The organism is Brachyspira hyodysenteriae ATCC 27164 (assembly GCF_001676785.2).
GTDB lineage: Bacteria > Spirochaetota > Brachyspiria > Brachyspirales > Brachyspiraceae > Brachyspira > Brachyspira hyodysenteriae.
In genome coordinates, this window is record NZ_CP015910.2 from 1,816,769 (window position 1) to 1,832,910 (window position 16,142).

At 25.0% G+C, this 16,142-nt stretch carries 8 protein-coding genes and 1 pseudogene; 2 read left to right on the plus strand and 7 right to left on the minus strand.

Annotated elements, in window-relative coordinates:
• Nucleotides 1-91 precede the first annotated feature (91 nt).
• Both BHYOB78_RS07895 and BHYOB78_RS07900 read right to left on the minus strand, forming a co-directional pair.
• Nucleotides 92-1,087, minus strand: a complete 996-nt coding sequence (locus BHYOB78_RS07895) for a D-isomer specific 2-hydroxyacid dehydrogenase family protein (RefSeq protein WP_012670289.1) — start codon at nucleotides 1,085-1,087, stop codon at nucleotides 92-94.
• A gap of 123 nt (nucleotides 1,088-1,210) precedes the next feature.
• Nucleotides 1,211-2,239: a hypothetical protein gene (locus BHYOB78_RS07900; RefSeq protein WP_020063752.1), complete on the minus strand. Its 1,029-nt coding sequence runs from the start codon at nucleotides 2,237-2,239 to the stop codon at nucleotides 1,211-1,213.
• Between the two features lie 187 nt (nucleotides 2,240-2,426).
• Between BHYOB78_RS07900 and BHYOB78_RS07905 the strand changes: the two genes are divergently transcribed.
• Together BHYOB78_RS07905 and BHYOB78_RS07910 are read left to right on the plus strand one after the other, a co-directional pair.
• Nucleotides 2,427-3,119, plus strand: coding sequence for a tetratricopeptide repeat protein (locus tag BHYOB78_RS07905; protein WP_012670291.1), 693 nt, complete (start codon nucleotides 2,427-2,429; stop codon nucleotides 3,117-3,119).
• 37 nt (nucleotides 3,120-3,156) lie between these two features.
• A complete protein-coding gene (locus BHYOB78_RS07910) occupies nucleotides 3,157-4,851 on the plus strand; it encodes a DNA repair helicase XPB (RefSeq protein WP_020063753.1) in 1,695 nt (564 codons plus the stop codon).
• A gap of 70 nt (nucleotides 4,852-4,921) precedes the next feature.
• Here BHYOB78_RS07910 and BHYOB78_RS07915 read toward each other — a convergent pair whose 3' ends face one another.
• The 5 genes and pseudogenes from BHYOB78_RS07915 to BHYOB78_RS07935 all read right to left on the minus strand — a co-directional run bounded on the left by BHYOB78_RS07915 (nucleotide 4,922) and on the right by BHYOB78_RS07935 (nucleotide 16,006).
• The gene (locus BHYOB78_RS07915) at nucleotides 4,922-7,513 is read right to left on the minus strand and encodes a BspA family leucine-rich repeat surface protein (RefSeq protein ID WP_020063754.1); all 2,592 of its coding nucleotides are present in this window, start codon (nucleotides 7,511-7,513) and stop codon (nucleotides 4,922-4,924) included.
• Between the two features lie 110 nt (nucleotides 7,514-7,623).
• A complete protein-coding gene (locus BHYOB78_RS07920; RefSeq protein ID WP_020063755.1) occupies nucleotides 7,624-10,218 on the minus strand; it encodes a BspA family leucine-rich repeat surface protein in 2,595 nt (864 codons plus the stop codon).
• Between the two features lie 388 nt (nucleotides 10,219-10,606).
• Nucleotides 10,607-13,000 (minus strand): BspA family leucine-rich repeat surface protein, encoded by a 2,394-nt coding sequence (locus tag BHYOB78_RS07925; RefSeq protein ID WP_020063756.1) that lies wholly within the window; start codon nucleotides 12,998-13,000, stop codon nucleotides 10,607-10,609.
• A 235-nt stretch (nucleotides 13,001-13,235) separates the two neighbouring features.
• A pseudogene (locus tag BHYOB78_RS07930) lies at nucleotides 13,236-14,060 on the minus strand (Rpn family recombination-promoting nuclease/putative transposase); the annotation flags it as partial.
• Between the two features lie 830 nt (nucleotides 14,061-14,890).
• Nucleotides 14,891-16,006, minus strand: coding sequence for a tyrosine-type recombinase/integrase (locus BHYOB78_RS07935; RefSeq protein WP_020063758.1), 1,116 nt, complete (start codon nucleotides 16,004-16,006; stop codon nucleotides 14,891-14,893).
• Nucleotides 16,007-16,142 lie beyond the last annotated feature (136 nt).

Genomic DNA, 16,142 nt, shown 5'->3' on the forward strand with positions numbered 1-16,142 from the left:
ACTCCATTAAAAATTAAAATTAGTAAATTAATTTTATATAATTTAACAAAGTTAGTCAATTAAAAAAAAATAGGAAAAATTATAAATACAATTAAATATTTTTTATTTGATTTACACATTTTCCGGTATTTTTGAATTCAAATATATTATCAATAGAAATACTTACCATATTAAGCAATGCTTCATCTGTATAAAAAGCAAAATGAGGAGTTATTATAACATTATCCATTTTGAATAATTCTTCAATAATTTCATCTTTTAAAACTATATCTTTTATATTTTTATTAACATATTCTATTTCATTAGTGTATACATCTAAAGCAGCTCCGCCAATATGTCCGCTTTTCAAACCATCAAGCAAATCTTTATTATTAACTATTCCGCCCCTGCTTACATTAATAATATAAACTCCTTTTTTCATCTTATTAATAGAATCTTTGCAAATCATATTTTCAGTTTCTTTATTGTATGGTATATGATATATTATGGCATCGCTATTTTTATACAATTCATCTAAACTCACATACTTTGCATATTGTTTTATTTCTTCTTTTTCTGTTCTTGAATATACAAATATATTTTTAGGTGAAAATCCTTTAAGATGCTTTACAGTTAAAGAACCAATCCTGCCTGTACCTATAACACCAATATTTAAATTTCTAATCTCTTTAGCAACAAGTCCAGTCCTAGTATAATTTCTATTATAACCATTTATAAGGAGATTATTATAATTCTTAACAATAGAAAGCAAAGAAAGAATTGTAAACTCACTTACTGAATTAGGAGAATATGAAGGAACATTTGCTATTTTTATACCTATTTTATTAGCATAATCTATATCTATATTATCATATCCAACTGATCTAGTGCTCATATATTTTACACCATATTCTTTCAATTTATCAAGTACTTCAGAAGTTATGGCATCTCTTGCATTGAAAACTACAGAATCAAAACCTTCAGCATCTTTAACATTATCAATATTTAAATGATGTTTATGTAATGTGAATTTTGTATTATATTTTTTTTCCATTAATTTGAAAAATTCTGATTCATCATCTAAAAAAGAATATACAACTATGCTCATAAAGTTTCCTTTAAAATTAAAAAAATAATCATGAATATATAATAAACTTATATAGTTTTTTAAGTATAGAAAAACTTATAGAAAAAGTTTGATAAATAAATTAATCAATTAATATTCAATAAATCAAGTTTGAAAGAAAAATACATATATTATAGCAATAAATACAAATATTATAATAGCACCCAATCCAAACATCATTAATTTAAATGTATTAACTTTAGAAAAGAGTTTTTCAAAGAAACCCTTATCTTCATCTTCAACGCTAGGTTCAGTATATACATCTTTTTCAGGATTGAATAATTTTAATTTAATAGGTTCAATTTCTTCTATGAAACAGCAATATCCGTCTATTAATTTTAATAAAATTTTTATAGATTTTTCTTCAACAGTTTTTTCTAAAACCTCAGCAGGAACTAAATATTTAGAGTATTTATCTTTTTTTCCTTTAAGTTCAAGATATATTATATTCTCTTCTACTGTATTAGAATTTATAGTAACCATAACCTTATCTCCAGGAACTATATCATTTATAGATTTTCCGCCTATAGGATCAACTACAAATGAGGCATTAATAAGTTTATAAGTAGGAGCATGAACTTCTTCAGTTGAAGTATTTTCAGATGATGTACTATCACTAGTATTTTGATATGCTGCATGCATAGAATCTGTAGCTTCCATTTCTTTATTAACATCTTCTATAGCCAAACGTACAGAATTAATATCAATAATACTGCTGTTTATATCGAATGTACCTATATGAAAATCCATAAATCTATTCATAGCACTTGCAAATACATCAATAATAGAAATACTATTGTTATTGCTTTGATATATTATAATATTATTAATATTTTTACCTTCTTCAAATATATTTGATATAATATCATTAAATTTATCAAAGTATGTATTTTTTTCATTGTTTAATTTATTGTAAATTTTAATATGTTTATATAATTCTAACAAATCAGTATAAGCATTTAAAAAAATTAAAAGTTTTTTATCATCTGAAATAACAAATGCAACATCTATCAAACTGCTGCTATATTTATCTATAAAGAAAACAAGATATATGTATTTGTTTAAATCACTATACTCAGCCAATATTTTAATAGCCAACACTTCATCATTTTGATTTATTTTTTGTTGTGACATAAATTTATACCTATCATAAAAAATTCTAGCCGTTATTATACCATAACTAAGATAATAAACAATACCAAAACATCATTATGTCAAAAAATAATTATTAAAATAAATACTTGATTTTTTTATGTTTAATTATTATAATTGCTTATTCTAAATTAATAAATTTCAATAAATAGATTTTAAGAGGATTTTTATGTCTGAAAATACAAATAAATTGCAAAAAAATGCAGAATTAATATTTACATATATATATAATAATAGAATAATATTTATATCAGGATTTGTTTTAATAATTGTAATCATAGCTGGAATTCTGCTATATAAAGCAAATATAGAAAGTCAGGATGCTAGTAGTAATGTAGAATTTGAATCTGCTTTAGCTTTATATAATGTATATCAAAATGCACAATTACCAGCAGAACAATTAAATGACCCTGCTTTAATAATAGATATCACTTCAAGATTTCAAAAAGTATATAATGCTGCTAAAGGTAAAAATCTTAAATTGAGAAGTGCTTATGCATTAGGATGCGTTTATTATGATATAGATAATTTTAAAGAGGCTGAAAAATACTATCAGGAAGTAGCAAATTCAAGAGGTTTTTATTTACAGGAAACAGCAATGTATAATTTAGCTAATACTCAAATAGGATTAAGTAATTATACTCAGGCTGCATCTACTTTAGAAAACTTTGTTAAAGTATATCCTAAAAGTTATTTGCTTCCTCAGGCCACTTTGACATTATCTGATGTTTATTTATCACAAAATGATAAAACAAAAGCTTTGAATGTATTAAAGTCTTGGGCTACTAAAAATACTAATAATATTGAATATCTTTCTTTATTTAGAGAAACTATTTCATTAATAGAAAATAATGTTTACTAATAAAATCATTCACTATTAATACTGCAAGGAAAAAAAATTGGATAAGAATGCTCCTCTTATAGTCCAGGGCGATGGTACTATTCTATTAGATGTAAGTACTAAACATTTTGAAGAAATAAGAAATTTCATGTTAGTATTTGCTGAATTAGTAAAAAGTCCTGAATATATACATACATATAGAATAACATTAGTCTCTTTATGGAATGCTGCTAGTTTGAATTACACATCAGAGCAGATACTTAATTTCTTGAGAAAGTATACATCTTATGAAATTCCAAAAAATATAGTAAAGCAGATTGAAACTAGTATAGAAAAATATGGAAGAATAAAAATAATAAAAGAAGATGATAAATACTATCTTATAAGTGAAGATAAAAATATCATAGATGAAATTCTTCATTATAAATTAATGACTAAATATATAAAGTCAGAAATAAATAAAAATAAATTAGAAATAGATGCTACATACAGAGGACATATAAAACTTGCACTTATAAATATAGGATACCCTGTTCAAGATTTAGCAGGATACAAAACAGGCGAAGAATATCATTTCCATATGAGAGAAAAATTAGCTTCAAGCGGAGATGATTTTGCTTTAAGAGATTATCAAAAAAATTCTGTAGATGCATTCTATGCTGATGGAAAACCTGAAGGCGGTGCAGGAGTTATAGCTCTTCCATGCGGTACTGGTAAAACCGTTGTAGGTATTGCTGCAATGTATAAAACTCAGACAAAAACTCTTATAATAGTTACTGGTGTTACAGCATGCCGTCAATGGAGAGATGAAATACTAGATAAAACAGATATTCCTCCTGAAGATATAGGAGAATATAACGGACTTAATAAAGAAATCAAACCAATAACTATAGCTACATATAAAATACTTACATACAGAAAAAATAAAGAATCTCCATTCGTGCATTTTGAATTATTCTTTCAGCATAATTGGGGATTAATAATATACGATGAAGTGCATTTGCTTCCTGCCCCTATTATAAAACTTACTAGTGAAATTCAAAGTATGAGAAGATTAGGTCTTACTGCTACTTTGGTAAGAGAAGACGGACTTGAAAAAGATGTATTCTGTCTTATAGGGCCTAAAAAATTCGATATACCTTGGCGTGAATTAGAAGAGAAAAAATTCATAGCTGAAGCATATTGTTATGATATAAGAATACCATTAGATGATTCTCATAGATCTGATTATGTTATATCAAGTGATAAAGTAAAATTCAGAATAGCAAGCGAAAATGTTCTTAAATATACAATAGTCAAAAAGATTATAGAAAAGCTTGAAGGAAAAAATATCCTTATAATAGGTCAGTATTTAGATCAATTAAACGAAATGAAAAAAAGAACAGGATATACTATAATTACAGGAAAAACTCCTCAAAGTGAAAGAGATGTCATATACAAAAAATTTAAAACTGGTGAAATAAAAATACTTATAGTAAGTAAAGTTGCTAATTTGGCTGTTGACTTGCCTGATGCTAATGTTTTAATACAGATTTCTGGAACTTTTGGTTCAAGACAGGAAGAAGCTCAAAGATTAGGAAGAGTTCTTCGTCCTAAAAAAGGTGAAAATAAAAGCTACTTCTTTTCAATCATAACTACAGATACTAAAGAAGAAGATTTTGCTCATAAAAGACAATTATTTTTGACAGAACAAGGATATCATTACGAATTATTAGATAAAGATTCATTTGAAGAATTAGAATTTAATAATTAAAAAAGTTTAACGAATAAAATAATTTACTCGTTAAACTTTATTAAATTACAACGTATTTTATACTATTGAATCAAGAAAATAAATCAGTCAATCTGAAATCAAAAATCATAAATATTAAAAAACTATAAACAAATCTTTTACTTATCTCTTCTTTGTTTTCGCTCTTTTGAAAATCAATAGTTATGTCTACCGGCTCATCATATTCTGTATCAGCATCTACTTTTGCAGATATAGTAAAAATATCTCCGTCATTTGCAGGAAATGTATATGTTATAGTCTCATTATACCCCACTACATCATTGGTATACATATCATATTTTTTAGCAAAAAACTTGAAAGCTCCGTAACTTGCCTCTATGTTTTTTATTTTCTTTATTTCCTTTTTCAAATTATTTTTATCTAATTTTATAACTGTTAATTGATTTATAGGCTGTACTAATTCATAATCCTCAAGCTGTTTTCTCCATTTATTTATAGTATCATCATCCATTTCTGCAGGAGTTGCTAAACTTATAAAATTATCAGCATTAATTTTTACTTCTTCATCTTCACAGTTTGAATAACTTCCATCAGCTGAATATCTGAAAGTTGTTATAAAGTTTTTATCTTTATCATGCAAATTCCATATTAAAGCAGATGCAAATCTATTCATTAAATAATTATCAATAAATACTTCTTTAAATAAATCATAACTGTATATATCACCGTCTATTAATGTAATACTTAAAATACGGGAATTATGATTAATAAACTTCTGTACTTCTTTTCTTAATTCTTTTATTTCTTCTTTTAACTCTTTATCAAAGTTTTGAGGAGTCTTTTTTAATTCTTTATTATTTTTTATATCGAATAAAGTTAAACTATAATCACTATTAACAATTAATTTATAATCATCATTTAATATTTTTTCACCTTGAGAATTAAATCCGTAATTAGGTGTGCATCTTAATCTAAATTCAGTATAACCAATATTCATTTTTTCAATCAATTCATTAATCATTCTTCCAGCTTCGCGTCTAATTTCTGCTGTCTTTGTATCTGAATATATCTCATATAATAAACTCTGAGCATATCTGCTTTCTATATTGAATTTTATCATTATAAGAAAAACTTTTGAATCAATACCTAATGATATTAATTCAGATATCTCTTTTAAAGCTTCATCTCCTCCGTACATAGCATAAAGAAAACCAGCAATCTCTGTGTTTTGATTTTCTAAATAAACATCTCTAACAAACTTTAAAAATGATTCAAAGTCAAGCAAATTAACTATATTATCAATTTTTTCTAATCTGTTAATTGTTCTTTTTAAAGATAAATACTCTGAATATATATATTTTATAACTGTAATATCTACTTCTCTTGATTTATCTTTTACTAAAACATGGCAATCCTTTATAAACTCAAGTTTCTTATCTTCTTTTTTAGCATTGTATTTTTTCTCTGCATACTTTTCTGCTTTTTCTATAGTTGTAAAATTATAATCTTTTGTAACAAATGAAAGCTCTGATGAAAAATCACTTTCAATTCTTTTTCTTAATCTTACAATTCTTTTATTTTTGTCTTTTGCAATAAGATCATATATTTCTTTAACATTAAATTTTGTTATAGTTATATAATCTTCTTTAGGATAAAAGGCTTGCATATATACTTTAAGCCTTGTATGCAATTTTTCCTCATCATCACAAAAAATGCCAACTTCTTTTAAATTATCTAAATTCCAATGTTCTAAAGACTCATAACAATCATACTTATAAGCAAATCTAAATAGTCCTGCTGCAGTTATTACTTTTTCTGTATTCCATTTATCAAGAGGCTGATTAAAACTTTGTGCCATATAAAACATCATATCCATATTTTCTACATTAGACACATTCCAACTATTTAAAGGCTGATTAAATTTAGTACATGAGAAAAATGTCTTTTCCATGTTTACAACATTAGAAGTGTCCCATTTATCAAAAGGCTGATTTAATTTATCGCATTGCCTAAATAAAGAATCCATATTCGTAACATTAGAAACATCCCAATCATTAATATTCTGATTAAAAACATCACAATATGCAAACATACTTGATAAATCTTTAACTTTAGATGTATTCCAAGTATTTAAAGGCTGATTAAACCTTTTTGCCCTAATAAACATATTAGACATATCTTCAACATTAGAAGTATCCCATTTATCCAAAGGCTGATTAAAAAATTCACATTCCTCAAACATGCCTCTCATATTTTTCACTTTCGATGTGTTCCAGCTATTTAAAGGCTGATTAAACTCTTTGGCACCGCAAAACATAAAGCTCATATCTTCGACATTAGAAACGTCCCAATTATCCAAAGGCTGATCAAAATTAGAACAATAAGCAAACATATTATTCATACTTTTTACTTTGGATACATTCCAATTACTTAAATCATGATCAAAATCTATATTTGAGTATCTTACCAATGCATTATATCCCATATAAGCAAACATCATATCCATATTTGTAACATTAGAAACGTCCCAATCTTCTATGCCTTCAAAATCTTTTCTTTTACTTTCATAAAAAAGTTTACTCATATCTGTGATAAGACTTGTATCAACACAATTAAGTTTTATACCGTCAGTAAATACTAGTTTTTTTAATTCTGTTTTTGTTTCTGGTTTATATTTTTTCATAATCTTCTCCCAACTATATTTAACTCAAATCATTCTGCTAATATACTATAGGCTGCATAAATAATAATTAATAATGTTATACGGATAACATTATTAATTATTTTATATAATCAAAATAAATCTGCTAGTCTGAAATCTAAAATTATAAATACTAAAAAAGTATAAACAAATCTCTTGCTTATCTCTTTTTTATTTTCAGCTTTTTTGAAATCAATACTAATATTTATTAAATCATCATATTCTACATCCTCATCAACTTTTGCAGACATAGTAAAAATATCTCCGTCATTTGCTGTAAATGTATATGTTATAGTGTCATTATCTCCTAATACATCATTGGTATGCATATCATATTTTTGAGCAAAAAACTTAAAAGCTCCGTAGCTTGTATCTATATTTTTTATTTTCTTTATTTCTTTTTTCAAATTATCTTTATTTAATTTTATAGATGTTAATTGATTTATAGGCTGTGATAATTGAGAATCTTCAAGCTGTTTTCTACATTTATCTATAGTTTCATCGTCCATTTCTATAGGAGTTGCCAAACTCATGAAATTATCAGCATTAATTTTTATTTTTTCATTTTCTGTGTTTAAATATTTTCCATCGTTTGTATATCTGAAAGTTGTTATAAAGTTTTTATCTTTATCATACAAGTTCCATATTAAACCAGAACCAAATTTATTCATTAAATAGTTATCAATAAAAACTTCTTTAAACAAGTCATAACTCAATATATCACCGTCTATTAACATAATACTTAAAATATGTGAGCTATGATTAATAAACTTATCTGCTTCTTTACCCAATTCTTTTATTTTATCTTTTAATTTTTTATCAAGATTTTGAGGTACTTTTTTTAATTCTTTATTATTTTTTATATCAAATAAACTTAAAGTATAATCATTATTGACAATTAATTTATAATCTTTATTTAATTCTTTTTCACCTTTAGAATTGAATCCCAAATTAGGCATACATCTTAATCTAAATTCAGTATAACCTATATTAATTTTTTCAAGTAACTCATTAATCATTTCTACCGCTTCTTTACGAATTGCACTTTTAGTTGAATTTAGATATATTTTATATAATAAACTCTGAGCATATCTGCTTTCTATATTGAAGCTTATCATTGTAAGTAGATTTTTTGATTCAATAGTATTCATTAATTCTGATATTTTCTTTAAAGCTTCATCTCCTCCATACATAGCATAAACAAAAGCAGTGATAACTTCATCTTGATTTTTTAAATAAATCTCTTTAGTAAAATTCACAAATGATTTTAAATCAAGTAAATTAACCATATTATCAATTTTTTCTAATTTTTTAATAGTTTTCTTTAAAGACAAATATTCTGAATATATATACTTTATAAGATTGATATTTACTTCTCTTGATTTATCTTTTACTAGAACAGGACAATTCTTTATAAATTCAAGTTTCTTATCATATTTTTTAGCATTGTAATTTCTTTCAGCATACTTTTCTGCTTTTTCTATAGTTTTGAAATTATAATTATTTGTAACAAATGAAAGCTCTGATGAGAAATCACTTTCAAGTCTTTTTTTCAATCTTACAACTTTTTTATTTTTATCATCTGCAATAAGCTCATATATTTCTTTAACATTAAATTTTGTTATACTTATAATATCGTCCTTAGGATAAAATGCCTGCCTATATACTTGAATTCTTGTAGGTAATTTATCCATATCCTTATCATCACAAATTATACTTATAGCTTGTAAACTGTCTAAATTCCAATTTGCTAAAGATTCATAATGATCAAACTTGCGTGCATAGGCAAACAACAACATTACACTAATGACATTTCTTGTATCCCATTTATCAAGAGGCTGATTAAATTCTTCTGTAAAAGCAAACATATGCTCTATATTTGTTACTTTAGACATATTCCAGCTATTTAAAGGCTGATTAAATTTACCGCATGCTCTAAATGCAAATTCCATACTTTCAACATTAGAAGTATCCCATTTATCTAAAGGCTGATTAAAATTTTCACAGTCCTCAAATATATGTTGCATATTTTTCACATTAGATACGTCCCAATCATTAAGAGGCTGATCAAAAGCTTTACAATAACGAAAAGTCTTTGATAAATCTTCAACATTAGATACATTCCAATTATTTATATTCTGATTAAATTTCAAAGCCACATTAAACATATTAGACATATCTTTAACATTAGAAACATCCCATTTGTCCAAAGGTCTATTAAATGCTTCACAGTTATGAAACATATCGCTCATATCTTTCACTTTAGATACATTCCAATTATTTAAAGGCTGATTAAACTTTTTAGCACCAAAAAACATGCCAGACATATTTTCCACATTTGAAACGTCCCATTTATTTAAAGGCTGATTAAAATATGTACAACCAGCAAACATATAAATCATGTTTTTCACTTTTGATACATTCCAATTATTTAAATTAGAATTAAACTCTGTCATTGAATATTGTCCCAAAACATTGTAGTGCATATATGCAAACATATAAGACATATTCTCAACATTAGAAGTATCCCACTCTTCTATGCCATCAAAATCTTTTCTTTTACTTTCATTAAAAAGGTCGCTCATATCTGTAATAAGACTTGTATCAATATCACCAAGTTTTATACCGTTGTTGGTGAATACTAATCTTTTTAATTCTTCTTTTGTTGTTGGTTTATATTTTTTCATAATTAATATCCTCATTATAAATTTTAATATATGTAAATAGTAGCATTCAATTAACTACAAATAATAATACTTATTTATATACTAAAAATTTTTAAGTTTGTCAATTTTTTTATTCAACTTTTTCCCGCCGCAAAAAGTTGCTGCCGCAGGCACGCTTCGCGAAAGTGCAAGTATAAAATTAATACTAAATCATACTAAAATCGTCTTAAATGTAATGTAATTCATAAAATTAAAGCCAAAATGTAGTCTTTCGCGAAGCGTATCCGAGCCTGTCGATGATATAGCTTCTTTGTGGCAACAAAAGAACTGGGGTGCGGGGGCAAAGCCCTGCAAATATTTTAAATTTAAAAATTTATTTTTGGCAAAATATAGTTACTTAGGCATATAATTAAAATAAATCTGCCAATCTAAAATCCCATATAATTAATACTAATAAAGTATAAACAAATCTTTTACTTATCTCTTTTTTGTTTTCATTCTTTTTAAAATCAATAGTAATATTTATTTGCTCATCATATTCCCCCTGAATTTTTGAAGTCATAGTAAAAATATCTTCGTCATTTGATGTAAATGAATAAGTTATAATACCATCATATCCAATTACATTGCTAATATGCATTTCATATTTTTTAGTAAAATATTTAAAAGTACCATAACTTGCTTCTATATTTTTTATTTTATTTATTTCTTTTTCCAAATTATTTTTATCTAATTTTATAACTGTTAATTGCTGTAAAGGCTGTGCTATTTCATAATCTTCAAGCTGTTTTCTCCATTTATTTATAGTGTAATCGTCCATTTCTATAGGACTTGCTAAACTTATAAAATTATTATCATTAATTTTAACTTCTTCATCTTCACAGTTTGAATAACTTCCGTCGCCTGAATATCTGAAAGTTGTTATAAAATTATAATCTTTGTCGTATAGATTCCATATCAAAGATGAAGCAAATTTATTCATCATAATATTATCAATAAAAATGTCTTTGAATATATCATAACTATATTTATTACCGTTTATTAATGTAATGGCTAAAAGATTAGAATTATTTTTAATAAACTTTTTTATTTCTTTTCTTAATTTTGTTATTTCTTTTTTTAAATTTTCATCAAGGCTTCTAGGAATCTTTTTCAATTCTTTATGATTTTTTATATCAAACAAGCTCAAAGAATAATCACTATTCAAAATTAATTTATAATTATTACTTAACTCTTTTTCACCTTTGGAATTAAATCCAAAATCAGTAGCATATCTTAATCTAAATTCATTATAATCAATATTCATTATTTCAATAAGTTCATTAATTATTTTTTCTGCTTCAAGTCTAACTTCTGTTTTCTTTGTAGTCATAAATATTTCATATAATAATTTAAGTGCATATTTACTTTGATTATTTAATTTAATTATTATAAGTGAAAGTTTTGTGTCAAGTGATTTTTTATATATATTTTTTAAAGCCTCATCTCCTCCGTATATTCCATAAACAAAAACGGATGTTTCTTTGTTGGTTTCATCATAAATATTTTTGATAAACTTTATGAATGATTCTTTATCAAGCAAATTAACTATATTATCAATTTTTACTAATCTTTTAACATCTCTTTTGAGAGACAAATATTCCAAATATATATACTTTATAACTTTAATATTAACTTCTCTTGATTTATCTTTTATTAAAACCTTATAATTATTATTTATAAAGCTCACTTTTTTATCATCTTTTTTATTATAATTATTTTCAATATATTTTTCTGCTTCTTCTATAGTTTTGAAATTATAATCATCAGTAACAGATGAAAGTACCAAAGAAAAATCACTTTCAAGTTTTTTTCTTAATCTTACAATTTTTTTATTTGTATCTTTTGAAATGAAATCATATATTTCTTTGACATTATCTTTTGTGATATTTAAATAATTTTGATTATAACCATAAAATGCCTGAAGATATGCTCTGATTCTTAAAGGCAATTTTTCTTTATCATCGCATAAATCAGTCATATTTAACATTTTATTTAAATCCCAATTTGCTAATGATTCATAACAATCATAGTTTTTAGCATACTTAAACATTGAGTCAATTTTTTTTAAGTTTTTTGTATTCCATTTATCAAGAGGCTTATTAAATGAAACAGTATCACAAAACATAGCTTCCATATTTTTTACATTAGATACATTCCAGCTATTTAAAGGTTGATTAAAAGCTTTGCATTGTACAAACATCTCATGCATGTTTTCAACATTTGAGGTGTCCCATTTATATAAAGCCTGATTGAATTTATAAGCTCTTCTAAATGTACCTTCCATAGTTTTGACATTAGATACGTCCCAATCATTAAGAGGCTGATTAAAAACTTCACACTCACAAAACATATAACTTAAATCTTCAACTTTACTAACATTCCAATTATTTATATTTTGATTAAATGATTTAGCATAATTAAACATAAAACTCATAGTTTTAACATTTGAAGTGTTCCATTTATATAAAGGCTGATTAAATTTCATAGCAGCCTGAAACATACCGCTCATATTTCTTACATTAGATACATTCCAGCTATTTAAAGTCCGATTAAACTCTATTGCCCAAAAAAACATAAAAGACATATCCTCAACATGAGAAGTATCCCAATCTTCTATGCCTTCAAAATCTTTCCTTTCACTTTTATAAAAAAGATAGCTCATATCGGTAATAAGGCTTGTATCTACATCACTAAGTTTTACAGTGTCTGTAAATACTAAATTTTTTAATTCTTCTTTTGTTGCTGGTTTGTACTTATTCATAAATTTGCTATAATTATATTATAATAGTGCAAAATATTATAAATTGCAAAAAACAAATTAACTATAAATTTTAAATGATTTATTTCTATAAAAACTAATACAAATAATTTTCTAAATTTTTATGATTAATGATAAAATTGCAATTTATTAAATTATATTTTTTTTTATTTATAAAAACTTGTCACTAAATAATACTTAACTGTTTATTAATATCAGTTAATCACAAATATTATTATTATAATTTATTTATTTCTTCTATACTCAAGCCTGTTACTTTACTTATAATATTAACATCTATGTTTTCTTTTTTCATATTTTTAGCTAATGAAGATTTTTCTTTTTCAATACCTTCTTTTATACCTTCTTCCTTTCCTAATCTTCTTTCTTCATCAAGCATTATTTGATTACCATATAAGTATGCTTCTTTCTTTTCATATTCCATCATCATTAATTTACTTTTGACAAAATTATTATATTTCTTTTGTACTTCTTCCATTATAGGTTTTTCTTTTACTATTTCAGACATAGAAGCCTCCAAATTTTTGCTTGTAAATATTTTTAACCAACAGTTTAAGTCTTTAGTTAATATGTTTTTCTTAAATTTTTTTAACTCTATTATATGTATTTGTAAATGATCAGTTAGCAACTTTTTATTATTCATTTCATAAAGCATATAACAGGAATGTATATTTGTACTTTTATCTAAATTGAAATTTAATAGATTAATACTTATTACAGGTGTAAGTTCATCATATCTTTCACCATGCTTTAATAGCTTACTGTAATTAGCTGCCCAATAATAAAGTATTCTTTCTGGGAATCTTGAATTACCTTGTAATTGTATTTCTATTATAACTACTGCTCCATTTTGAGTAATACATTTTACATCGACAATAGTTTCCTTCAAGTTTTTATTTTTCTTTAGATTAAAAGGTGTTAAAATTTCAACTGAGCGGAAAGTCTTCATATTGGCATTAATCATTATAGAATTGATAAAGTCTAAAAGTATAGACTCACTACTTCCCTTATCAGTAAAGAGATATCGTACAAAATAATCATTTCAACGAACTTTACAAAAATATATAGAAAGCGGTACAAGGCTTTATTTTTATTGCGAATCAAAATACAAGCAGGAAAGAAACTATTTGAGTGATAGTTATTCACACTTGTACCGCATTTCGAGCTTATTAAAATTAAAGAACAATTACTATTGTTTTTCTTTAGAGCATACAACTCCTTAGAAGATAGTATTATACCTCTATCAGCTTTCATATTTTCTTTCCTTCAATGCTTACAAAAGTTTCTCAGGCTTTTGTTTGTGGTGCATCTTTCTATTTGATTCGCATTAACTAATATACACAAAATAATTTTAAAGTCAACAAAAAAACATTTTTTTTAAAAATTTAAAATACTGCTGTAAAGAGTGATTTTTAGTAAAGTATATATAAAAGTATACCTAGATAAAAAAGTCCCTAAAAATAAGGCTCTACGCTTCAAATAAAGGCATTGTAATAAATACTTCAAGCTGCGATTTGCATTATATTATCGCAACAGCTTTCAAATATTTTTTTTATTTCAGCAATTATTCAAAAAATAAAAATCGGCATAAGTCAGTCAGTTAGTTTAAAGTCTTTAAATAATCATTAGGTTAATCTTTAAATATGTCTTTAAATATCTTTAAACTCATACTCCAAAATGGTGTGTAAGCATACTCCAAAATGGTGTATCGGCATACTCCAAAATGGTGTGTCGGCATACTCCAAAATGGTGTGTAAGCATACTCCAAAATGGTGTGTAAGCATACTCCAAAATGGTGTGTAAGCATACTCCAAAATGGTGTGTAAGCATACTCCAAAATGGTGGTTTAACTTATATATATATGCAGTTTTTTTAAGCCTTTTTAATATCCGTTTCTCTCGGCAGATGATTTATAATGTCATTCATCTTGTTAGTTAAATCTTCAAACATATTTTTTATTGCAAGGACTTCATCGTTTTTAGAATTACAAAAGTCTTTTTTCGTACTATTAGCAAAAGGATGATTTTCCATAGCTTCTTTTATCATTCCAGCCAAAACATAAATATATCTTGATACGGTTGTATTAATATTTTGATGACCAAGCATTTTTGATATAACATAAACATCGGTTCCATTTTCTGCCATGTCAGTTGCAAAACCTCTCCTTAATGAATGACAAGTAACTTTTATATTTGTCTTTTTTGAAATGCTTGTCATTATATCAGTTAGAGTTTTTGTTTTAAAAATATCTCCATTTGATTTTATAAATAGCATGCTATGTTGTTTGTTTTTCTGTTGCAGTATTTCTTTTCTTAATTTTAAATATTCAATTAATTTATTTTTAATAGGATCAGAAAAAGAAATAATTCTCGGTTTATCCCCTTTCGTTTTATAAATAGTTATGGTATTATTAGAAAGGTTTATATTTTGTATGTCTATGCAGGCAAGCTCTTTTCTGCGTATGCCTGTATTAGACATCAGCAAAAGTATAAATATATTTCTATCATCTGTAAAACTTCTATTTTTATTTTCAGCTATAGCTTTTGTAATAGATAAAGTTTTATCTGCTTTAATTAATAGCTGATTTTTTACAATTATCTTTGGAGTTTTAAGCTCATCAAAAATATCAAAAAAAGTTTCTGTACTTATTTTTTTTAATTTAAGTAAATACTTGAAATAACTTTTTACAGCCATAATTCTGCAGTGAATAACATCTGCACTTAATTTTTTATCAGCTTGATAAACTATATAGTCTTCAATCAACTTTCTATTTACTTTATTATACAATACTATAGTATTGTATAATAGTATATCTTTAGACTGTCTATTTTTATAATAAAAATATAAAAAATCATAGAAGTTTTTTATAGAACTAGAATAAGTTTGTATAGTTGCTTTTGATTTATAAAGTTTTATATATTCAAAATATTGAATTATTAAATTAGAATTATTATTGTCATATAATTTTAGATATTCTAGTGTTTTCATAAGAAACAGCTCCATTTTTTTATTATAAAAAGTTGGTTACGTTTCTTTATAATAAAAACAGAGCTGTTTTGATATATAATTATTATCGTCTTAAATAAATTAAGATTAAATATTTTTTAGATTTCATTTTATCCTT

What these genes read in the sequence shown, in the direction of transcription:
- BHYOB78_RS07935 (WP_020063758.1), bottom strand. Translation starts at nt 16,006, where the DNA reads ATGAAAACACTAGAATATCTAAAATTATATGACAATAATAATTCTAAT.
- BHYOB78_RS07915 (WP_020063754.1), bottom strand. Translation starts at nt 7,513, where the DNA reads ATGAAAAAATATAAACCAGAAACAAAAACAGAATTAAAAAAACTAGTA.
- BHYOB78_RS07905 (WP_012670291.1), top strand. Translation starts at nt 2,427, where the DNA reads ATGTCTGAAAATACAAATAAATTGCAAAAAAATGCAGAATTAATATTT.
- BHYOB78_RS07925 (WP_020063756.1), bottom strand. Translation starts at nt 13,000, where the DNA reads ATGAATAAGTACAAACCAGCAACAAAAGAAGAATTAAAAAATTTAGTA.
- BHYOB78_RS07920 (WP_020063755.1), bottom strand. Translation starts at nt 10,218, where the DNA reads ATGAAAAAATATAAACCAACAACAAAAGAAGAATTAAAAAGATTAGTA.
- BHYOB78_RS07895 (WP_012670289.1), bottom strand. Translation starts at nt 1,087, where the DNA reads ATGAGCATAGTTGTATATTCTTTTTTAGATGATGAATCAGAATTTTTC.
- BHYOB78_RS07900 (WP_020063752.1), bottom strand. Translation starts at nt 2,239, where the DNA reads ATGTCACAACAAAAAATAAATCAAAATGATGAAGTGTTGGCTATTAAA.